Below are 20,813 nucleotides of genomic sequence, written 5' to 3'. Positions count from 1 at the left end.
CCTGGAGAACCCGGTACATAAGGCGCGACCCTAGAGATCCCGGTACATGATGTGCAGCCCCACTAGTCCGAACCGGGCGTGCTCGTAGGCGTCCGGCACCGTGCCGAGGATCCGGAAGCCGAGCGAAGTCCACAGCCCGACGGCGGGGTTGGTCTCCACGACGGCGTTGAAGACCATGCCTCGATAGCCGTCGGACCTGGCCTCGGCCAGGATGTGCTCGGCGAGCGCGCGGCCGATGCCGCGTCCCGAGTGGTCCGGGTCGACCATGAAACCGGCGTTCGCGATCCGGGCGGCGGGGCCGCCGTAGTTGGGGGCGACGTAGGCCGACCCGACCACGGTCCCGGAGTCGTCCTCGGCGACGAACACGTGCTTGCCCGGTCCCGCCCACAGGGCGCGGGCCGCCTCCTCGGAGGTGTCCGGGTCCCAGGCGTAGGTCTCGCGGGCGGCGACGATACGGTGCCAGAAAGGCCAGATGCTCGCCCAGTCGTCGGCCGCGGCTTCTCTGATCAGCATGGGCGTGAGTCTGGCACGCCCATGCCGACGGTGATCGCGACGTGCCTCCCGCGGAGCGTCAGTCGACGCTGGGCAGGATGTGCGGCTCGGCGAGGTCGTCCTCGTACCCCGCGAGGCGGATCGGGGCGGACCTGGCCCACACGTCCAGGCTGCCGAGCTTCTTCTCGGTCCCACGGCCCGTGCGCTCCGTCTGTTCCTTGGGGCGCTGATCGCGATTCTTCTCCGGTGTCACCGCGCACTCCTTATGTGTCGGGTCACCCTCGGGACGTCACCACCGTCGCTCCGGTCGCCTGACGCCCGCTCGGGTCTGAGTCGAAGGCAGTTAGGGACGCGGTGGCGCCGGTAACTCGTGTGAGAGCAGGCCGTGGTGACCGGCTTGTCCCGGGACGGACCGTGGGTGTGGGTGGAACACCAGAAGGGCTGTCCGTCCGATACAGGTTAACCAAATGAGCGGGTGGCCGCTCGATGGGGCCGAAAACAAAGCGTTACTGTCACAAGTCGCGAGACGCCCATCAGGCCCAGATCTGCGGCGATTTGAAACATGATGCCCTCTTCGCCACCACCCATTTGGCTCAATTCCGACCATCGATGGGCGACTCGGGAACCGACGGCCGACGGGACCGGCACCGGGGTCGCTTCCGAACCCGGGCGTGCAGTTCAGGTCCCGTTGGCCGAAACGCAAGGCGGCCATGATCTGCTGACGCACGGCAACGGCTTTTCTCGCGGGAGGACTGACGCATGGAACTGCGCAGCGTCGAGGAGCTGATGGATCTGCTGCACGCCTGCCGGGGTGCCTGGGACAGCCCGGACCGCGGCGGCGACCCCGTCGATCTGCATGATCACGCACTGCAGACCGCCGCGCTGCTGCGGCGCGGCCATCCCAGCGACAAGGAGCTCCAGGTGGCCGGCCTGGTGCACGACATCGGGCACCTGCTCAGACCCGGGGACGACGCCGGGCACGCCGACCACGCCGCCGACGCGGTCCGCCCCCTGCTCGGCGAGCGGGTCTCCCGCCTGGTCCGCCTGCACGTGACGGCCAAGCGTTACCTCGCCGCCACGTCGCCGGGCCGGGCACTGTCCCCGCAGAGCGCGCTGACGCTGACCCGCCAGGGCGGACCGATGACGCCGCGGGAGGCGGCCGCGTTCGAACACGATCCGCTGGCCGAGGACGCGGTGACGCTGCGGCAGGCCGACGACGCGGGCAAGGTGGTCGGCCTGGACGCCGGGGTCATGGAGGACTGGCGCACGGTGCTGGAGCTGGTCGCCGCACAGCGCGCGCGGCTCGGGGCTGTCGACTGACGGTCCGTCATGAGACGGTACGCGGATGACGCCGACGCCTGCGTACGGGTTCGAGGGCCGGGTCGCCATCGTCACGGGCGCCTCGCGGGGAATCGGTCTCGCCGTCGCCGAGGCGCTCGCCGCGGCGGGGGCCCGGGTGTGCGTCACCGCGCGAGACGCGGACGCGGTGCACCGGGCCGCACAGCGGGTGGGCGGCATCGGGCTGGCGGGCTCGGTCGCCGATCCCGGGCACCTGCGGGAGCTGACGAACCGCACGCTCGCGGAGTTCGGGCGCATCGACGTCGTGGTGAACAACGCGGCGACCAATCAGCCCTACGGCCCCCTGATGGACGCCGACCCGGACCGCTGGCGCGCGGCGTTCACCGTCAACGTGGAGGCGCCGCTGCGTCTGGTGCAGCACGCCTGGCGGGCGTGGATGGGCGAGCACGGCGGCGCGGTCGTCAACGTCTGCACGGAGGGCGCCGGCCATGTCGGACCCCGGGTGGGCGCCTACGGCACCAGCAAGGCCGCCCTGCTGCACCTGACCCGCCAGCTCGCGGGCGAGCTGGCGCCGAAGGTCCGGGTCAACTCCGTCTCCCCCGGACTCGTCCGCACCGAGATGGCCCGCTTCGTGTGGGAGGGCTGCGAGGAAGAACTGGGGGCCGGGCTTCCGCTCGGCCGGCTGGGACTGCCCGAGGACATCGCCCGCGCGGTGGTCTGGCTGGCCTCGGACGCGGCCGAGTGGATCACCGGCGCGGACCTGCTCGTCGACGGCGGAACCCGCGTCCGGGCCGCGTACGCCGCGGACGGCGCGGGCCGGGCCGTCCAGGACCGTCTGCGGACCCGCACCCCCGACTCCGGGCCCGGCGCCGGCTAGCCGGGACCGCACACCCACGGCAGCGGCGCACCAGGGCCGAACCTGCGGGCGCGCGCCGAACGACGCCCACCGACCCCGCGTGGCGATGGCCGCCGGAGAGCACGGGACACCGGCCGAGCAACCTCTTCTCGCCACCCGGTTGCTCTTGCAAGTAATATGCAACAAGCTGGGCCGGTCCTTACCGCTCGAACAGGTCGCGGAGCCACGCCATGCCCTCACTGCTGCCCGAAGCCGGTCCCCGACGCGTCATCGCCGCCTCGAACTTCGTGTACACCGTCGGCAGCGGCCTCTATCTGACCGCCGGAGTCCTGTACTTCACCGAGGCGGTGCGTCTGCCGGCCGGCCAGGTGGGGCTGGGCCTCGGCATCGCGGGGATCGTCTCGCTCGTCCTGGGCATCGCCGTCGGCCATCTCGCGGACCGGCGCGGCGCCCGCGGCGTCTACGCGGCCACCCTGGCCGTCCAGGCGCTGGCCACGGCCGGCTTCGTGCTGGTGGACGGCTTCTGGTCCTTCGTGCTCGCCGTGGGCGCCGCCACGGGTGCGAAGGCCGCCGGGATCGCCGCACGCAGTCCCCTCATCCGGCACTACGGCGGGAGCCGCCCGCAGGACTTCCGGGCCCATCTGCGGGCCGTGACCAACATCGGCATCTCCCTGGGCGCGCTCCTCGCGGGCTGGGCCGTGCAGGTGGGCACGCACACCGCGTACCAGTTGCTCGTGCTCGGCAACGCCGTATCGCTGGCCGCCGCCGCGGCGATCCTGGTACCCCTGCCGCCGGTCGAGCCGCGGCCGAGGCCCGGCGGCCCTCGCCGGCTCGCGCTGCGCGACCGCCCCTATCTGCTGCTCACCGCGTTGGACGGCGTCATGGCCATCCAGTTCAAGGTGCTGACCGTGGCCGTCCCGCTGTGGCTGGTCACGGCCACCACCGCCCCGCGCTGGCTGATGTCGGGCACCATGCTCGTCAACACCGCCCTCGTCATCGTGTTCCAGGTGGTGGCGAGCCGCAGCGTCGACTCCCCCACCGCCGGGGGGCGCGCCTACCGCCGCTCCGGCGTGGCCTTTCTGGCCTCGTGCTCCCTGATCTCCCTGTCCGCGGGCCTGCCTGCCGCGGCGGCGGCGACGCTGCTGCTGACCGCCGTCGTGGTGCACACGATCGGTGAGCTGTGGCACGCCGCCGGGGGCTTCGAGGTGTCCTTCTCCCTCGCACCGGAACACGCCACCGGCCAGTACCTGGGCGTGTTCGGTCTGGGGGCGGGGCTCGCCGAGGCCCTCGGGCCCGGTCTGCTCATCGCCCTGTGCATCACCTGGGGTCGGCCCGGCTGGTACGTGGTCGGTGCCCTGTTCACGGTGACGGGACTCGTGGCGCCCGTCGTCGTGCGCCGGGCGCTGCGGGCCGGAGCCCGGGAACCCGAGGGCGTACCCCGTCCGGCTCCCGGGACGTACGGCGTGTCACACGGCGGAAGTCCGGATGGCGGCGGCGTCCCGGAACTCCCCGCCCGCACTCACCACTTGCCCGGCTCGTAGTCCTTCATGAAGACGCCGAAGAGGTCGTCGCCCTGCTCGCCGCGGACGATGGGGTCGTAGACGCGGGCCGCGCCGTCGACGAGGTCGAGCGGGGCGTGGAAGCCGGCCTCGGCGAGGCGCAGCTTGTCGTAGTGCGGACGCTCGTCGGTGATCCAGCCGGTGTCGACGGAGGTCATGAGGATGCCGTCGGTCTGGAACATCTCCTGGGCGCTGGTCCGCGTGACCATGTTCATGGCCGCCTTCGCGGCATTGGTGTTGGGGTGCCCGGCGCCCTTGTAGCCGCGGCCGAAGACACCTTCCATCGCCGAGACGTTGACGACGTAGGAACGGCCGCTGGCCGCCTTCTTCGCGGCGTCCGCCATCGCCGGGCGCAGAGCGCTGATCAGGATGAAGGGCGACGTGTAGTTGCACAGCTGGGTCTCCAGCAGCTCGACCGGCGAGATCTGGTCGATGGTCTGCACCCAGGTGTTGGTGTCGACGACGTCGGGGACGAGGCCGCCGGCGTCGATGGCGGTGCCGTCGAGGTGCCGGGCGACGCTGGCGTTGCCCGCGACGAGCGCGAGGTCGGCGACCTTCTGCGCGTCCAGTCCGCTGCTGCCGAGGGGCAGTGCGGCGATGCCGTCGACGGCGCCGGACCCGAAGGCGCCGATGACGTGGTGGGCGGGGAGCTCCCCGGCGGGCAGCGGGGCGCTCTCGCCGTCGACCAGGGCCGCGTACGCGGAGGGCAGACGGCGCACGGTCTGCGTCGCGTTGTTGATCAGGATGTCGAGCGGGCCCGCCTCGGTGACCTGCTCGGCGAGAGCGACGGCCTGCGCCGGGTCGCGCAGGTCTATGCCGACGACCTCCAGCCGGTGGATCCAGTCCGCCGAGTCGTCCATGGCCTTGAAGCGGCGGATGGCGTCCTTGGGGAAGCGGGTGGTGATGGTGGTGTGGGCGCCGTCACGCAGCAGCCGCAGCGCGATGTACATGCCGATCTTGGCACGGCCGCCGGTGAGCAGGGCGCGCTTGCCCGTGAGGTCGGCGCGGGCGTCGCGCTTGGCGCGGTTCGTCCGGGCGCAGTCGGGACAGAGCTGGTGGTAGAAGTAGTCGACCTCGACGTAGCGGGCCTTGCAGGTGTAGCAGGACCGGGGGCGCTGGAGTATCCCGGCGACCTGGCCCGTCTCGGTGACCGACGACGGCAGGATGCCCTCGGTCTCGTCGTCGATGCGCTGGGCGGAGCCGGTCGCGGTGGCCTCGGTGACCGCCTTGTCGTGGGCGGTCTTGGCGGCGCGGCGCTCCTGGCGGCGGCGCTGCTTCACCGTGCGGTAGATGCCGGCGGTGGCCCGGCGCACGGTGACGGCGTCGGGGTGGTCGACCTCCAGCTTGTCGAGCTCGTCGAGCACGCTGAGGCAGACGGCCAGCCGCTCCGGGTCGATACCGGGGCCGTACGAGAACCCCGCCGCTGCCGTGTCCACGGCGGGGGTCGCCTGGCCGTCCTCTGTCACCGTCATCGCCTTGGCCGTTCCTCGGGTCCGTGCGCCGCGTTCGAACCGCGCTCGCTTTCGAAGGCGGAATTTTACGGAGCAATCGTGCGCGGCACCAAACCCGTGGTGATCAGGAACGGCAGGCGGTGATCAGGGTCTCCACCTCCTCGGACAGCGCACGCGCCAGCAGCCCCAGGTCGGGCACGGCTTTCGCGTCGGCGACGAGTCCGTAGTGAACTCGGCCACGGTAGGTCGAGACGGCCACCGCCAGCGCCTGCCCGCGGGCGAGCGGGGCGAAGGGGTAGACCTCGGCGAGCGGGCAGCCGCCGAGCTTCAGGCCGAGGCTGGGCAGCGGCACGCTCGTGACGAGGATGTCGAAGAGCAGCCGGGCCGCCTGTCCGACGACGGGCCCGCCGAGCCGGTGCCCGAGCGGCGGCACATGGTCGGCCAGCAGCGCGACCGCGCCCGCTCCCCGGTTGGGCCCCGCGTCCTTGTTGCGGTCCATGGCCGTGCGCACCGCGCGCAGCCGTCCGAGCGGGTCGGGATCGTCGACGGGAAGCCGTATCAAGTAGCCGGAGAGCCGGTTGCCCTGTGGGTGCGCGGTGCGCGGCCGGCGCCGGGAGACGGGGATCAGGGCGCGCGGGGCGACCCCCTCGCTGCCGTCGCCGCGCTCGTCCAGCCAGCAGCGCAGGGCGCCGGCGACGACGGCGATCAGGACGTCGTTGACGGTGCCGCCGACGGTCTTGCGGACGCGGTGCACGTCGTCGAGGTCGAGGACCACGCCCGCGGTGCGGCGGGTCCCGGTGGGCTCGGAGGTGAGCGCGGGCGAGGACCGCACGTCCAGGGTGGCGCGGGCGACCGAGGTGCCGATGTCGAGGGCGCGGCCCACGTCGGTGAGGGTGCCGCGGACCAGGCCGGGCAGCTTGCGGACGTCGGGGAGGAGTCCTCGGGGGGCCTCCGCGGGGCGCGGGCGGGGCTCGGGCATGTCCATCGGGTCCATGATCGCGGCGGCGAGCATCAGCGCCCTGAGGCCGTCGGCGAGCGCATGGTGGAACTTGAAGAGGACGGCGAAGGAGACGCCGTCCTCGCCGGGCAGGACGTGCGCCTCCCACGGCGGCCGGCCGCGCTCCAGCGGACGCTCCATGAGCCGGCCCGCGGCGGCCTGGAAGTCGTCCGTCGGCGCGTGCAGCCGGACGTGGTCGAGCGGTTCGAAGTCGGGGGCGGCTTCGCGGGTCGCGCTGCCGAAGGTGAGCGGGGCCAGCGGCTGCCACACGTCGCGGATGCGCATGCGCAGCCCGGGCACCGCGACGGCGCGGGCCGCGAGCAGGTCCGCGGCGTGCGCGCCCGCGGTGGGCGAGTGGGCGGTGAAGACGCCCAGGGCACCCAGATGCATGGGGTGCTCGGCGGACTCGATGTTCCAGAACGCCAGGTCGAGTGGTGCCAGCGGATCTGAAGTCAAAGGTTTGCTCTCGCGTCGACGACGGGGGTGGAGACAAGCAGTCAAACCCCGACAGGCGATTACGGTCAAGTACGATCAAGCTACGCACAGTTAACAGCAGATTAAGTCCCGCCCCAAGAGTGAGGGGCGGGACATTTGCGCGACTGCTGAGCCGCGTGGGGCTCGTGGTGCGCGACCGGTGCTCCCGGCGCGGCGGCGGTCAGTTCAGGGCGGGCGGCGCGGCTCCTTCGGACGTCCCCCACTCGGACGGCTCGGCCCCCACCGTGAAGGAGAGCGCGCGCGTGTCCCGCAGGGTGTCGGTGGTCAGGTACGTCCGGTCGTACGGTGTCCCGTCGACCTGGGCCGACCGGATGTACCGGTCGCCGTCCGAGGTGCCCGGCGCCGTGACGGTCAGGGCGCCGCGCGGGTAGTAGCGCCGGTCGAGGGTCAGGTCCACCCGCTCGAACACGGGGGTCGACAGGCCCCAGGTGTCGTAGCCCGGCTGGACCGGGAAGATCCCGATGGACGAGAGCACGTTCCAGGCGGACATCGTGCCCAGGTCGTCGTTCCCGGTCATGCCGGTCGGCCCGTCCGTGAACAGGGTCAGGGCGGCGTGCACCACGTCGGTCGTCTTCCAGGGCTGCCCGGTCGACAGGTACGTGTACGGGGCGATGAGGTCGGGCTCGTTCTGCGGGTTGTACTTGTCCGCGTTGTAGTAGTCGTACGGGCCGTTGACCCACACCTCCCGGGCGGTCTTCGCCGGGTCCGTCAGCAGCTGGTCGTACGCGAAGAACGAGTCGAGCCGGTCGTTCGCCGCCTGCTTGCCGCCGATCAGGCCGACCATGCCCGGCAGGTCCTGCGGCACGAGCCACTGGTACTGCCAGGACGTGCCCTCGTGGAAGCCCTCGCTCAGGGCGGGGTCCGCCGGTCCGGTGAAGGCGCCCGAGGCGTCCCGCGCGCGGAAGAAGCCGGTCGAACCGTCGTGGATCCTGCGGTAGTTCTGGGCCCGTGCGGCATAGCGGGCGGCGTCCGCGTCGTGGCCCAGGTCGCGTGCCATCGCCCCGAGCATCGCGTCCGACAGGGCGTATTCGAGCGTCGCGGAGGCGCCGTGGTCGTAGTCCGAGTCGCCGGGCTTCGCGTGCGGGCGGTCCTTGACGTAGGGCACGAAGCCGTTCGCGAGGTACTCCTTGTTCGCCTCGCGTCCCACGGCGGGCGAGTCGGCGGGCGGCACCCCGTCGGCGTTCTTCTTCAGGGCCCGGTAGGCCCGCTCCTCGTACCCCTTGAGCAGGCCCTGCTGGTAGGCGTTGGTGAGGAACGGGGTGACGGGGTCGCCGGTCATGATGTTCGTCTCGACCGTGCCGTACCCCCACTTGGGCAGCCAGCCGCTCTCCTCGTCGATCTTGATGACGGAGATCGCCATGTCCCGTGCCTCGCGCGGCGCGAGCAGGGACAGCAGCTGCGACTGGGTGCGGTAGGTGTCCCAGAGCGACCAGTTCTGGTAGTAGGTGAAGCCCCGGGCGCGATGGATCTTCTGGTCCCAGCCGGTGTAGCGGCCGTCGGCGTCGCTGCCTATGTTGGGGGCCAGGAAGGAACGGTAGAGCGACGAGTAGAAGGTCCGGCGCAGGGAGTCGGCGCCGCCCCGGACCCGTACGTCGTCGAGCCGGTCCTCCCACGCGCGGTGGGCGCCCGCGCGGACGGCGTCGAACGAACGGCCGCCCTCGGAGCGGAGGTTGACCGCGGCGCCGTGCGCGTCCACGTACGAGAGCGCGGTGGTCGCCTCGACCGTGCGGTCCTTCGTGGTGTCGAAGCGGACGAAGGCGCCGGCGCGTCCGGTGCCGGTCGTGTTCTTGGAACCCTCGGTGACGGTGTCGCCGTTCCAGGTGCCGGAGGTCGTGAAGGGCCGGTCGAAGCGGGTGATCGTGTACACGGTGTAGGGCCGGGTGTCCTGGCAGAAGCCGCTTCCGGTGATCGCCGTGCGCACCGTGCGGTCGTCGAGGATCTCGACCTCGGTGGAGAGCGTCCTGTGCAGCGACTGGCCCGTGTTCAGCAGGACGTTGGCCTTGTCCGTGGCCGGGAAGGTGTAGCGCTGCACGCCGGTGCGCGCGGTCGCGGTCAGCTCGGCGTCGATGCCCGTCTTCAGGCCGACACGGTAGTAGCCGGGTTCGGCCCTCTCGCTCTCGTGGCCGAACTCCGCCTGGTACTGCGCGTAGTCCGTCCGCGTGACGTCGCCCGTGGTCGGCAGCACGGGCAGGTCGCCGCCGAGGCCGCATCCGACACCGGAGAGATGGACGAGGGAGAAGCCGCGGATGTGGTTCTGCGAGTAGTCGTAGCCGGTGTTGTGGCCGGTGTCCGGCGAGAACTGCACCATGCCGAAGGGCACGGCGGCGCCGGGGTAGGTGTTGCCCTCGTTCTCGGTGCCGATGAACGAGTTGACCAGATCGGTGAGGCGGCCGTCGCTCGGTTCGGCGGCCTGTGCGGTGGGCAGGGCGAACAGCGCGGACGCTGCCACCAGCCCGGCCGTGCACAGGCGCAGGCGCCGGGTCCATCTCATGCGGGAGACCTCCGGTGGGTCGGCATCGTTGTCCTGATGGTGGGGGTGGCGGGACTTTTTCCGGCGGCCCGTGGGCCGTGCCCGGGCCGTGTCGCGGGCGGGGGCCCGCGGGCGGCCCGCGGTTCCGGGAACGGGTGCCGGCGGGGCTTGCCGGGTGACAGGTGCCGGCCGGGCGGCCGGGCGGGCGGCCCGGCACACGGTTGCGGCCGGGTTCCCGGGCGGCCCGCGGGCCGCCCGGGAGAGTGCGCCGGTTCAGGTTCCGGGGCAGCCCGCGGGCGCGGCCCGGGACGCGTCGCGGATGAGCGCCTCGTGCGCGGCCCGCACCCGGGCCACGTCCGGCTTCACGACCCGGCGGTCATAGGTCATGAGGCCGTTGAGCTCGCCCTCCACGTCCGAGATCTGGGTGTAGACCGCGCCGTTGCCGCCCCGGCAGGCGAGCGCGCGCACCTCGTCGAGGCGGGCCAGATAGCCGTCGGTGTACGCCGCGGGGTCCACGTCCACGTACGACTGCTGGACGGACCAGGCGTGCCCGGGCACCGCAAGGCCGAGACCGCCGTACTCGCCGCTGACGAGGGCGCGTTCGCCGTCCGGGGAGGGCGGCAGCGCGGGACTCGGGTAGCCGTGCTCGTCCATGATGTCGCCGGTGCCGCCGTCCGCCCCGAGGTTGAGGCCCGACATGCCGTTCACGAGCCGCGTCGGGTCCCAGGCCTTGGCCTGGTCGGCGATCCGGGCCTCGTCGTACTGGCCCCAGCCCTCGTTGAACGTCACCCACATGACCACCGACGGACTGCTGACGTGGTCGTCGATCATCCGTTTCATCTCGCGTTCGTACTCGGCGCGCGACGCGGCGCTCGGGTTCACCCCGGCGGTCATCGCGGGCATGTCCTGCCAGACCAGCAGGCCCAGCCGGTCCGCCCAGTAGAACCAGCGGTCGGGCTCGACCTTGATGTGCTTGCGCACCGCGTTGTAGCCGAGCTGCTTGTGCATCCGCAGGTCGTACGCGAGGGCCTCGTCCGTCGGCGCGGTGTGCAGACCGTCGGGCCAGAAGCCCTGGTCGAGCGTGGCCATCATGAACACGGGCTTGCCGTTGAGGAGGGTGCGCGGGGTGCCGTCCACCTTCTGCACGGCGACCGACCGCATCCCGAAGTAGCTGCCGACGCGGTCCGCTCCCACGGTGACCACCAGGTCGTACAGGAACGGGTCGTCCGGGGACCACAGGTGCGGCTCCGCGATGTCGAGGGCCAGCGGCTGCCCGGTGCGCCCGGTCGCGGTAGCGACCTTCCGCTTCCCGTCGTAGGCGGTCGCCGTGAACGGCAGTCCGTCGCGCAATCCTCTGGGCTCCACGGTGACCTTGCCGTCCGGGACGTCCGGCGTGAGCTTCAGCGAGTCGACGTGGTCGGCCGCGACCGGTTCCATCCACACCGTCTGCCAGATCCCGGACGACGGGGTGTACCAGATGCCGCTCGGGTCCAGCCGCTGCTTGCCGACGGGCGGGTTCTCCCCGCCGGACGCGTCGGTCGGGTCGTACACCCCGACGATCAGCTCCTGGGTGCGGCCCGGCTTCAGCGCGTCGGTGACGTCGGCGGAGAACTTGTCGTAGCCGCCCTGGTGTTCGGCCACCTCGACGCCGTTGACGTACACCTTCGCCTGCCAGTCGACGGCGCCGAAGTTGAGCCGCAGCCGCTTGCCGGAGCCGATCCGCCAGTCCGCCGGGACGGTGAACGTGCGGCGGTACCACATGCGGTCCTCGTGGCGTTCGAGGCCGGAGAGCTGCGACTCCACGGGGTACGGGACGAGGATGTGCTCGCCCAGGGTCCTGCCCACCGGCGGCCGTTCACCGGCCTCGGCCGCCGCGAACTGCCAGCGCCCGTTGAGGTTCTTCCAGGCGGTACGCGTCAGTTGGGGCCTCGGATACTCGGGCAGGGCGTTGTCCGGTCCGACCTCGTCGGCCCACCGGGTGCGCAGCTCGTACATGGAGCGGTTGGGGCCGCTGCTCCAGAAGGCGCCGATCGCCTTCCCCCCGCCGGCGAGTCCGCCGTTGCCGTCGTAGCGGATGTCGGCGGTGCCACGCGCGGTGCCGGTCTTGTTGCCGACGACGGGTTCCTTGAGCGCGACGAGCACGGACCTGGGGTCCGCGGGGTCGGGCCGGGCCTTCCCGAGCGGCCATTCGGCGCCGCCGACGACCGCCTCGACGTGCTCGGTCAGGCCGCTGGGCAGGCGGTCCAGGGGCCGTGCGAAGTCGAGCTTGAGGGTGCGCCCGTCGGCGAGGACCGTCGCGGCGAGGGCGCCGTCGTAGGCGTAGCCGTCGGGCAGACGGAACGCCGACTGCGGCACGGCCACCTTGCTGCCGCCCGGCTCGGTCCAGCGCAGATGGAGGTTGGAGCCGCCGTAGTGCTCGAAGTACTCCAGCTTGATGTCGTAGGCGTGACCGGCCGTCAGATCGACGGGCTGGGCGGTCTGTTCGCGGTCCCAGTCGTCCACCCAGTGGTCGATGACGAGCCTGCCGTCGATCCAGAGGCGGAACCCGTTGTCACCGATGACGGAGAAGGTGGTGGGACCCGTCTTCTCGGGCACGATCCTGCCGGTCCAGCGGACGCTGACATCGTTGTCCTGGCCCGTGGTGAAGCGCAGCCGGGATTCGAGGTCGGCGAAGTCCAGCCGGGGGTCGAAGCCGGTGGCCTTGAGCTCGTGGAAGTCGAAGGCGCCGGGCGCGGACTGGGTGTAGTACTCGCCCTTCAGCCCGTGGATCTCCACGGGGTCGTCGGCCGCCGCCGGCATGGCGGTCAGTCCTCCCAGGCCCAGGGCCACGGCGAGCAGCGCGGCGAGGCGGCCCCTGAGTCTTCCGAGTCTGGTGGTGCGCACGAATCCTCCTCGTCGAGGACGGGTGTGTGGGCACTTGCACGTGTGGAACAACGTTGTAAACGGGAGCAGTTGGCATGACAACACGGGGTTCCGCTTCCTGTCCAGGGACCTGACAAGGGCGGGACGGCGCCGCACGCGCGGTGGCGGCGGCCGGGCACGGCGGAAACCCGCGCAGCACGCCGGGCTCGCGGCGGCGAGCGGACACGACGACGGCCCCGGTGCCGGAAAGGCGCACCGGGGGCCGTGGAACCGGCGGGTCTACGACACGCGCTGGCCCTTGCCCAGCGCGATCACCCCGCTCTTGGAGACCGTGTAGAGGTCCGCGTCCCGTTCCGGGTTGACGCCGATCGTCGCCCCCGGCGGCACCTCGACGTTCTTGTCGAGGATCGCGCCGCGCACCACAGCGCCCCGGCCGATGTGCACGTTGTCGTGGAGCACCGACCCCTGCACCACCGCTCCCGGGTCCACGACGACGCCCGGGGAGAGCACGGACCGGGTGACCTGCCCGCGGATCAGGCAGCCCGCGCTGATGATGGACTCCCCCGCGATGCCACCGGCGTTGAATCTCGCGGGCGACAGCTGACCGGAGTGGGTGTAGACGGGCCAGCTGCGGTTGTACAGGTTGAACGCCGGCCGCTCGGCGATCAGGTCCATGTGAGCCTCGTAGTACGCGTCGAGGGTGCCGACGTCGCGCCAGTAGCCCTGGTCCCGGCTGGTCTCGCCGGGTACGTGGTTGTCGCTGAAGTCGTACAGCTGCGCCTCGCCCCGCTCGGTGAGCATCGGCAGGATCGAGCCCCCCATGTCGTGCACCGAGTGCTCGTCCTCGGCGTCCCGCTGGAGCGCCTCGATGAGGGCCTTGGTGGTGAAGATGTAGTTGCCCATGGAGGCGAACACGCACCCCGGGTCGTCCGGCAGGCCGGGCGGGTCGGCGGGCTTCTCCAGGAAGCCCTGCACGGTCTGCCCGTCGGAGCCCGGACTGATCACCCCGAAGGACGAGGACTCGGCGCGCGGCACCCGTATCCCGGCCACCGTCACGCCCGCGCCGCCCTCGATGTGCTGGGCGAGCATCTGGCGCGGGTCCATGCGGTAGACGTGGTCGGCACCGAACACCGCGATGTAGTCGGGCTGTTCGTCGTACACGAGGTTCAGGGACTGCAGGATCGCGTCGGCACTGCCCAAGTACCAGCGCGGGCCCAGCCGTTGTTGCGCCGGGACGGGTGTGACGTAGTTGCCGAGCAGGCTGGACATCCGCCAGGTCGTCGTCACGTGCCGGTCCAGCGAGTGCGACTTGTACTGCGTCAGTACGCAGACGCGCAGGATGTCGGCGTTGACGAGATTGGAGAGCACGAAGTCGACGAGGCGGTACGTGCCGCCGAAGGTGACCGCGGGTTTCGCGCGGTCCGCGGTGAGGGGCATGAGCCTCTTGCCCTCTCCACCCGCCAGTACGATTCCCAGCACCGAAGGCCCACCGCGCCGCATAACCGCCGCCCCTCTACGCCCGGTCGGGCCGTGCCCGGTCCCGGACCGGCCCTCTCGCTGAACTGTGCCTGTCCGATGGTTACCCCGCTTTGAGGACTTCCTCGTACAACTGGACGGTCCGCCGGGCCACCGCGTCCCAGCCGAACTCCCGCACCGCGCACGTCCGTCCGGCCTCGCCCATGCGCCGGGCGGTGTCCGGGTCGGCGATCAGCGCGTCCAGGGCACGGGCCAGCCCCGCCTCGAAGTCGTCGTCGACCGGCACGAGCACGCCGGTCGTCCCGTCGTCGACGACCTCGGGGATGCCGCCGACCCGTGAGGCGACCACCGCGGTGCCGCAGGCCATCGCCTCCAGGTTGACGATGCCCAGCGGTTCGTAGACCGACGGGCAGACGAACACGGCCGCGTGCGTGAGGAGTTGGATGACGTCGGGGCGCGGCAGCATCTGCGGAATCCAGTGCACGCCCTCCCGCACGGCGCTCAGCTCCTGGAAGAGCTCGCGGAACTCGCGGTCGATCTCCGGGGTGTCGGGGGCGCCCGCGCACAGCACCACCTGTGCGGCGGGGTCGATGTCCCGTACGGCGCGCATCAGTTGGGGCACGCCCTTCTGCCGGGTGATGCGGCCGACGAACAGGACGTAGGGGCGGCCGGCGTCGACGCCGATGCGGTCCAGCACGTCCGTGCCGTGGTCGGGCCGGTAGAGCGCGGTGTCGATGCCGTTGTGCACGACGCGGACCTTGGCCGGGTCCAGGGCCGGATAGCAGGTCAGGATGTCCTCGCGCATCGCGCCGGAGACGGCGATCACGGCGTCCGCGGCCTCGATGGCGGTGCGCTCGGCCCAACTGGACAGGGCGTATCCGCCGCCGAGCTGCTCGGCCTTCCAGGGGCGCAGGGGTTCCAGCGAGTGGGCGGTCACCACGTGCGGGATGCCGTGCTGGAGCTTGCCGAGGTGGCCCGCGAGGTTGGCGTACCAGGTGTGCGAGTGGACGAGTTCGCGGCCTTCGAGCGCGGCGGCGATGGAGAGGTCCACGGAGAAGGTGCGCAGGGCGTCGTTGGCGCCGTCGAGCGAGGACCAGGGCCGGTGGCGGACGACCCCGCCCGCGCCTCCCTCGCCCCAGCAGTGCACGTCGAGTTCAGTGAGGCTGCGCAACTCCCGTGCGAGGAACTCGACATGGACGCCCGCGCCGCCGTACACGTCCGGCGGGTACTCCCGGGTCAGCAGTCCCACGCGCACACAGAACCCCCCATCTGGCGACTGGTGCCCTCATGGTCACCCAGTCGGGGCGGTTGGGGAAGACCGCCGGTCGGGGCTGTGGCGAACGACGGGCGCGCTCAGGGACCGGCGGGCTTCCTGCGGGGCGGGCGGTCGAAGCAGCAGTCGCCACACAGCCCGCCGCCGGGCAGCCGGTAGTAGAGGCAACAGCTGCGACGCCGGAGCGTCCCCGGGGCGAGGGTGGCGGCGAGACGGGGGTCCATGAGGAGCCCCGCGGCGAGGGACCGGGCCCGCTCCCCGACGTCACTGCGCCCGTGCGCCAGGGCCCAGCGGTCGAGCTGGCGTGCCGCGCCGGCCAGGGCCGAGCCCGCGTTGCCCCACAACAGGCCTGGTGAGACGTGGTAGCGGGAGTGCAGGACGACTGCCAGCGGGGCGAGGTGGGCGTCCAGGACGAGACGGCCGACGGCGGTGTCGGGCAGGGGCCGCACCTCGGCCAGCCACAGGTCCTCCGGGGCGCTGCCGTCCGGGTCCCAGTGCAGCAGCTCCGGGTCGAGATCGGGTACCTGTCCGTACAGGGCCGCCGCACCGAGCGCGACGGACCACAGCCGGGCCGCCAGGGCCTGCTGGGCCACGGAGACCGCGACGCGCACCTCGGGCGCCCGGAGACTCTGTGTGATCTTCCGGACGCGGAAAGTTACCGGATCCCCGTAAACATCGTCCCGGGCATCTTCTGGAGTCGCCGCGTAGGCCTCCCGGAGGGTGGGCAGCGGGCCGCGCGGCGGTACGCCGGTGCGTAGTACGGAGAAGCCGCCGAGCGCGCCGAGCGCCGTGAGCCGGGGGTCGAGGTCCACGAAGAGCAGTAGTACCAAGCCCCCTAGGGGTGACCACCAGCGGGTCCGGGCCTCATGTCGCCCACCTTGGGGAGGAGCGAGGGCGATTCGTACTCCATCGGCAGTAGGACCCAATGACTGCTCAGGGACGACGACGAGAACTAAATCACGAGGCATCGTTGTTCCCATGCAAGCCGACCGTTCGTCGCGCCGGGCCGAGTGCCCACGCCGTACGCAGAGGAGGGACCCATGAGCGCCCTCGCTTTGTCCGTGCTGCTCTCGTTCGTTTCCGCCGTCGCGTACGCAGGCGGTGCGATCGTGCAGGAGCAGGTCGCCCTGACCTCTCCGGGTCAGACCTACGCACCACTGCGCAGGCCGAGCTGGTGGGCCGCGGTGGCACTCAACGGCCTCGGCGGGCTGCTGCACGTGGCAGCGCTCGCCTACGGACCGCTGAGCCTCGTACAACCGCTGGGCGCGCTGACCATCGTCTTCGCGCTGCCGATGGCGGCCCTCTTCGTGGGCCGCAGGGCCGGGGCGACCGCATGGCGCGGCGCCATCATGGCCACGGTGGGTCTCGCGGGCCTGCTGTCCCTCGTCGGCTCCTCCGACGCACAGTCCCTGGGCGGCGCCGAGCGTGTGGCACTGGCCCTGGTCTCCGCCGGCGCGGTCGCCGCGCTGATGGTGGCGGGGCGGGCCGCGCACCGGCACCCCGCGGTGCGCAGTGTGCTGCTCGCCGTGGCGGCGGGCGTCGCGTTCAGCATGTCCTCGGTGTTCACCAAGACGGTCGCCGTGGACTGGTCGCAGCAGGTCTCGCTCTCGGACATGTCCAGCCTCGGCGTGATCGGCGTCTTCGCGACGGCCGGCATGCTGCTGTCGCAGGCGTCCTACCGCGGCGGCGGTCTGGCGGCGCCGCTGTCGACCCTGACGGTGGTGAACCCCGTGGTGGCGGCGGCCGTCGGCATCACGATGTTCGGCGAAACCTTCCGCTACGGCACGACCGGCACCGCCCTCGCACTGGGCTGCGGCGTCGTCGCCGCGGGCGGGCTGATCCTCCTCACGACCGAGCGGATCGGCGGCAGCCGTCCGGAGAGCGCGCCCGTTCCGGCGCAGCTCACGCAGGAAGCGGCCCCGCGGGGTCTCGGCGTCGAACCCCTCGCGGTTCCCGTCGTCGCCGAAACGGTCCTCGCGGCCGACCTGGCCCTGCCGGACCAGGTGCCTCTAGGGCTGGACGCCGACCTGGCGGTCGTCGCGGCCGCGGAGGCGGACTCCAGTCTCGCCGCCCTCACGGCGGGCGAGGCGGACGTCGAGGAGCTCCTGGCGGGGCTTCCGGAGCCGTCCGTGGTCGAGGACGTCCTCCTGCCGGCCCCGCGGCGGACGCCGGCGACCGCGGCGGCGCAGGGCGCGTCGCAGGACTCCGCGGTCGACGAACTGCCCCGCTACACGGCCATGTACGGCGGGCCCTACCTGCCCATCCCGTTCGTGAACCACCACCGCACGAGGGTCAAATCCTGACCCCGCCCGCCCTCAGGTAGGCAACCGGGTCGATGTCGGACCCGAAGCCGGGCCCCGTCCGCACTTCGAAGTGCAGATGCGGGCCCGTGCTGTTGCCCGTGGACCCGGAGCGGCCGATCCGCTGGCCGCCTACGACGTTCTGCCCCGCCTTCACGGAGATCGCCGACAGGTGGCCGTACTGCGTGTAGCGGCCGTCGGCGTGCCGTATCACCACCTGGTAGCCGTAGGAGCCGCCCCAGCCCGAGCTGACGACGTGTCCCGCCGCGACCGCCTTCACGGACGTGCCGGTGGGCACGGCGAAGTCCACGCCCGTGTGGTAGCCCTTCGACCACGACGACCCGGCGGCGCGATAGGGCGTTCCGGTCGCCGCGTTCACGGGCGCGACGACGGACGGGGTCTTCCTGGCCTTCTCCTGCCTGACCCTCTCCTGCTTGGTCTTCTCCTGCTCGGCCCGCTTTTCCTCGGTCTTCTGCGCCTTGGTCCTGTCGGTCGTGGACCGGTCCGCCGGAGCGGGTGACTGCTCCTTGCGGACGGGTGTGCGGTGCGTGCCGTGCAGGTCGAGGCGCTGGCCGGGCAGGATCAGGTCGGGGTCGGCACCCACCGTCCCGCGGTTCGCGGCGTACAGGCCCTGCCAGCCGCCCCGGACGTGCCGTGCGTCGGCGATGCCGGACAGCGTGTCGCCCTGGACGACGGTGTACATCTCGGCGGTGCCCGCCTGCGACTGGGGCGTCGTCTGCGGTTTCACGTCCCGTACGGTGCGCTGCGCCGTCCGCGGCGCCGTACCGGCGGGGTGGATGTCGGGGGTGCCGCCGCCCCTGGTCAGCCCGGCGCGGACCGAGCACACCGGCCAGGCGCCGGGCCCCTGGCCTCTGAGCACCTTCTCGGCGACGGCGATCTGCTGGTCCTTGGTCGCCTGGTCGGCACGGTGCGCGTAGGCCGTGCCGCCGTACGCCGCCCAGGTCGACTGGGTGAACTGGAGACCGCCGTAGTAGCCGTTGCCCGTGTTGATGCTCCAGTTGCCGCTGGACTCGCACGCGGCGACCTTGTTCCAGGTGCCGACGTCGGCCGCGTGGGCGGAGCCGGCCCCGACGAGCGGGAGTGCGATGCCCGCGCCGCCCGCCGTGACGGTCAGCGACGCCCGGTTGATCCTGTTCGGCTGATACCGGCGGTGCCGACCGCGTTCGGCCATGAGCGAGCCCCCCTAGACATGCGTCAGGAGCGGCAAAAGTAAGCGTGCGGAACAGGCCAGGACAAGACGGCAACCGGTCGCTCCGAAACGGCGGTCGAGCGGTGAAACGCAGGGGGCGGGCGCGTCGTCCGGGCACCGGGCGCGGGGGCGGGCGGAGCCCGTCCGGGCCGGACTTCGTGCAGTGGGCCACCGACCCGACGCAGTAGAGAGGCGAGTCGGCCCGTTCCACGTCGCCCTCCGGGGCGTCGCAGCAGGCCGGCCGGCCGGCGCGGAACGCCGGCGCGGGGCCCGTTCGACGGCACGGACGTCCGCTCGGCGGCGCGGCGCAAAACGTTCGACGGCCGTCGATCCGCCGATTCCCGAGGCAGCGGGCGGTCCGGAGGCCGTCGACGGGCCGGCCGTGCCCCGGCCACGGCCTCCGGTCGTGGCCGGGTCCGTGCGCCCTCCGCGGGCGGCGCACGACGCGGCCCGGCGTTCCCGTGCGTACCCACCCCCCACGCGTCAGGATGGCAGGGGGCAATACTGGCCGAGCAGGACCGGCAGCACTGACGAGCACGACTGGCAACACCGATTCCAGGATCCTTAGGAGCCAACCGTATGAGCACTTCAGCCCAGATCGGCGTCACGGGTCTCGCGGTCATGGGGCGCAATCTCGCCCGCAACTTCGCGCGCAACGGCTACACGGTCGCCGTGCACAACCGCACCGTGGCGCGGACGAACGCGCTGGTCGAGGAGTTCGGCCACGAAGGCGAGTTCGTGGCGGCCGAGACCGCGAAGGACTTCGTGGCCGCGCTGGAACGGCCGCGACGCCTGGTGATCATGGTGAAGGCGGGCGATCCGACCGACGCGGTGATCGAGGAGTTCGCCCCGCTCCTGGAGCCCGGCGACATGATCATCGACGGTGGCAACGCACACTTCGCCGACACCCGGCGCCGTGAGCGCGCCCTGCGCGAGCAGGGCATCCATTTCGTGGGCACGGGCGTCTCCGGCGGCGAGGAGGGCGCACTGCACGGGCCGAGCATCATGCCGGGCGGCTCGAAGGAGTCGTACGCGTCGCTCGGACCGATGCTGGAGAAGATCTCCGCGAAGGCGAAGGACGGGGCGCCCTGTGTGACGCACGTCGGCCCCGACGGCGCCGGACACTTCGTGAAGATGGTCCACAACGGCATCGAGTACGCGGACATGCAGTTGATCGGCGAGGCGTACCAGCTGCTGCGCGACGTCGCCGGGTACTCCCCCGCGCAGATCGCCGACATCTTCCGTACCTGGAACACCGGCCGGCTCGACTCCTACCTGATCGAGATCACCGCCGAGGTGCTGTCGCACGTGGACGCGGCGACGGGCAAGCCGTTCGTCGACGTCGTCCAGGACCGGGCGGAGCAGAAGGGCACGGGCCGTTGGACCGTGCAGATCGCCCTCGACCTCGGCGTGCCGGTGTCCGGCATCGCGGAGGCGGTCTTCGCGCGCTCCCTGTCCGGGCACGCCGACCTGCGCGACGCGTCGCGCGGGCTCGCCGGTCCGAAGGCCGAGCAGCTCGACGAGGCGGAGGCCGCGGCCTTCGCGGACCGAGTGGAGCAGGCGCTGTACGCGTCGAAGATCGTGTCCTACACGCAGGGCTTCCACGAGATCCAGGCGGGCAGCGACGAGTACGACTGGAACATCGACCTGGGCTCCGTCTCGTCCATCTGGCGCGGCGGCTGCATCATCCGGGCGGCGTTCCTCGACCGGATCCGGGCCGCCTACGACGCCCGGCCCGACCTGCCCAGCCTGCTGTCGGACGAGACCTTCGCCCAGGAGATCGCCGCGGCCCAGGACGACTGGCGCGAGGTGCTCGTCGCGGCCACCCGCCAGGGCGTGCCCGCGCCGGGCTTCTCCGCCGCCCTCGCCTACTACGACGCGCTGCGCGCCGAGCGGCTGCCCGCCGCCCTCACGCAGGGGCAGCGGGACTTCTTCGGGGCGCACACCTACCGGCGGACCGACCGGGAGGGTTCGTTCCACACGCTGTGGGGCGGGGACCGGTCCGAGGTCGAGGCGTAGCACGCGGGCATCGCCGTCGCGGCGGCGCACGGGGTGCGCCCCCGTCCGGCGCTG

General features: G+C 72.1%; 15 protein-coding genes. 5 read left to right on the top strand and 10 right to left on the bottom strand.

The features are described 5' to 3' along the window. Nucleotides 1–30 precede the first annotated feature (30 nt). On the bottom strand, nucleotides 31–513 hold the full coding sequence (locus BKI49_RS33080; protein WP_095937987.1) for a GNAT family N-acetyltransferase: 483 nt from the start codon (nucleotides 511–513) through the stop codon (nucleotides 31–33). A 58-nt stretch (nucleotides 514–571) separates the two neighbouring features. Continuing rightward, entirely contained in the window at nucleotides 572–745 is a 174-nt protein-coding gene (locus BKI49_RS36220; RefSeq protein ID WP_179332661.1) for a hypothetical protein, read from the bottom strand. Between the two features lie 506 nt (nucleotides 746–1,251). Between BKI49_RS36220 and BKI49_RS33075 the strand changes: the two genes are divergently transcribed. The 3 genes from BKI49_RS33075 to BKI49_RS33065 all read left to right on the top strand — a co-directional run bounded on the left by BKI49_RS33075 (nucleotide 1,252) and on the right by BKI49_RS33065 (nucleotide 4,188). Next, nucleotides 1,252–1,812 (top strand): HD domain-containing protein, encoded by a 561-nt coding sequence (locus tag BKI49_RS33075; RefSeq protein ID WP_095937986.1) that lies wholly within the window; start codon nucleotides 1,252–1,254, stop codon nucleotides 1,810–1,812. A gap of 25 nt (nucleotides 1,813–1,837) precedes the next feature. After that, a complete protein-coding gene (locus BKI49_RS33070; protein WP_095937985.1) occupies nucleotides 1,838–2,668 on the top strand; it encodes an SDR family oxidoreductase in 831 nt (276 codons plus the stop codon). A 209-nt stretch (nucleotides 2,669–2,877) separates the two neighbouring features. Further along, the gene (locus BKI49_RS33065; protein WP_095937984.1) at nucleotides 2,878–4,188 is read left to right on the top strand and encodes an MFS transporter; all 1,311 of its coding nucleotides are present in this window, start codon (nucleotides 2,878–2,880) and stop codon (nucleotides 4,186–4,188) included. Here the strand turns inward: BKI49_RS33065 and BKI49_RS33060 are convergent. The 7 genes from BKI49_RS33060 to BKI49_RS33030 all read right to left on the bottom strand — a co-directional run bounded on the left by BKI49_RS33060 (nucleotide 4,167) and on the right by BKI49_RS33030 (nucleotide 16,060). Beyond that, complete coding sequence (locus BKI49_RS33060; RefSeq protein ID WP_095937983.1) at nucleotides 4,167–5,678, bottom strand: SDR family NAD(P)-dependent oxidoreductase; 1,512 nt, start codon at nucleotides 5,676–5,678, stop codon at nucleotides 4,167–4,169. The genes BKI49_RS33065 and BKI49_RS33060 overlap by 22 nt on opposite strands. A 103-nt stretch (nucleotides 5,679–5,781) precedes the next feature. After that, nucleotides 5,782–7,110, bottom strand: coding sequence for a wax ester/triacylglycerol synthase family O-acyltransferase (locus BKI49_RS33055; RefSeq protein ID WP_095937982.1), 1,329 nt, complete (start codon nucleotides 7,108–7,110; stop codon nucleotides 5,782–5,784). Nucleotides 7,111–7,309: 199 nt separating this feature from the next. Then, nucleotides 7,310–9,640: a GH92 family glycosyl hydrolase gene (locus BKI49_RS33050; protein ID WP_095937981.1), complete on the bottom strand. Its 2,331-nt coding sequence runs from the start codon at nucleotides 9,638–9,640 to the stop codon at nucleotides 7,310–7,312. A 252-nt stretch (nucleotides 9,641–9,892) separates the two neighbouring features. After that, on the bottom strand, nucleotides 9,893–12,418 hold the full coding sequence (locus BKI49_RS33045; protein ID WP_373557627.1) for a PA14 domain-containing protein: 2,526 nt from the start codon (nucleotides 12,416–12,418) through the stop codon (nucleotides 9,893–9,895). Between the two features lie 342 nt (nucleotides 12,419–12,760). Then, a complete protein-coding gene (gene glgC / locus BKI49_RS33040) occupies nucleotides 12,761–13,981 on the bottom strand; it encodes a glucose-1-phosphate adenylyltransferase (RefSeq protein WP_095937979.1) in 1,221 nt (406 codons plus the stop codon). 79 nt (nucleotides 13,982–14,060) lie between these two features. Next, nucleotides 14,061–15,212: a glycogen synthase gene (gene glgA / locus BKI49_RS33035; RefSeq protein ID WP_095937978.1), complete on the bottom strand. Its 1,152-nt coding sequence runs from the start codon at nucleotides 15,210–15,212 to the stop codon at nucleotides 14,061–14,063. 98 nt (nucleotides 15,213–15,310) lie between these two features. Beyond that, nucleotides 15,311–16,060, bottom strand: a complete 750-nt coding sequence (locus BKI49_RS33030) for a (2Fe-2S)-binding protein (protein WP_179332660.1) — start codon at nucleotides 16,058–16,060, stop codon at nucleotides 15,311–15,313. Between the two features lie 210 nt (nucleotides 16,061–16,270). Between BKI49_RS33030 and BKI49_RS33025 the strand changes: the two genes are divergently transcribed. Further along, a complete protein-coding gene (locus BKI49_RS33025) occupies nucleotides 16,271–17,533 on the top strand; it encodes a DMT family transporter (RefSeq protein WP_095937977.1) in 1,263 nt (420 codons plus the stop codon). Here the strand turns inward: BKI49_RS33025 and BKI49_RS33020 are convergent. Then, a complete protein-coding gene (locus BKI49_RS33020) occupies nucleotides 17,523–18,722 on the bottom strand; it encodes a transglycosylase family protein (protein WP_095937976.1) in 1,200 nt (399 codons plus the stop codon). The genes BKI49_RS33025 and BKI49_RS33020 overlap by 11 nt on opposite strands. A gap of 597 nt (nucleotides 18,723–19,319) precedes the next feature. Between BKI49_RS33020 and gndA the strand changes: the two genes are divergently transcribed. Next, nucleotides 19,320–20,759 (top strand): NADP-dependent phosphogluconate dehydrogenase, encoded by a 1,440-nt coding sequence (gndA, locus tag BKI49_RS33015; RefSeq protein WP_095937975.1) that lies wholly within the window; start codon nucleotides 19,320–19,322, stop codon nucleotides 20,757–20,759. Nucleotides 20,760–20,813: the final 54 nt, after the last annotated feature.

Source organism: Streptomyces sp. Tue6028, assembly GCF_002300165.1.
GTDB classification, from domain to species: domain Bacteria; phylum Actinomycetota; class Actinomycetes; order Streptomycetales; family Streptomycetaceae; genus Streptomyces; species Streptomyces siamensis.
Note: the sequence above shows the minus strand (reverse complement) of the source record. Positions and strands in the feature narration are given on the sequence as shown.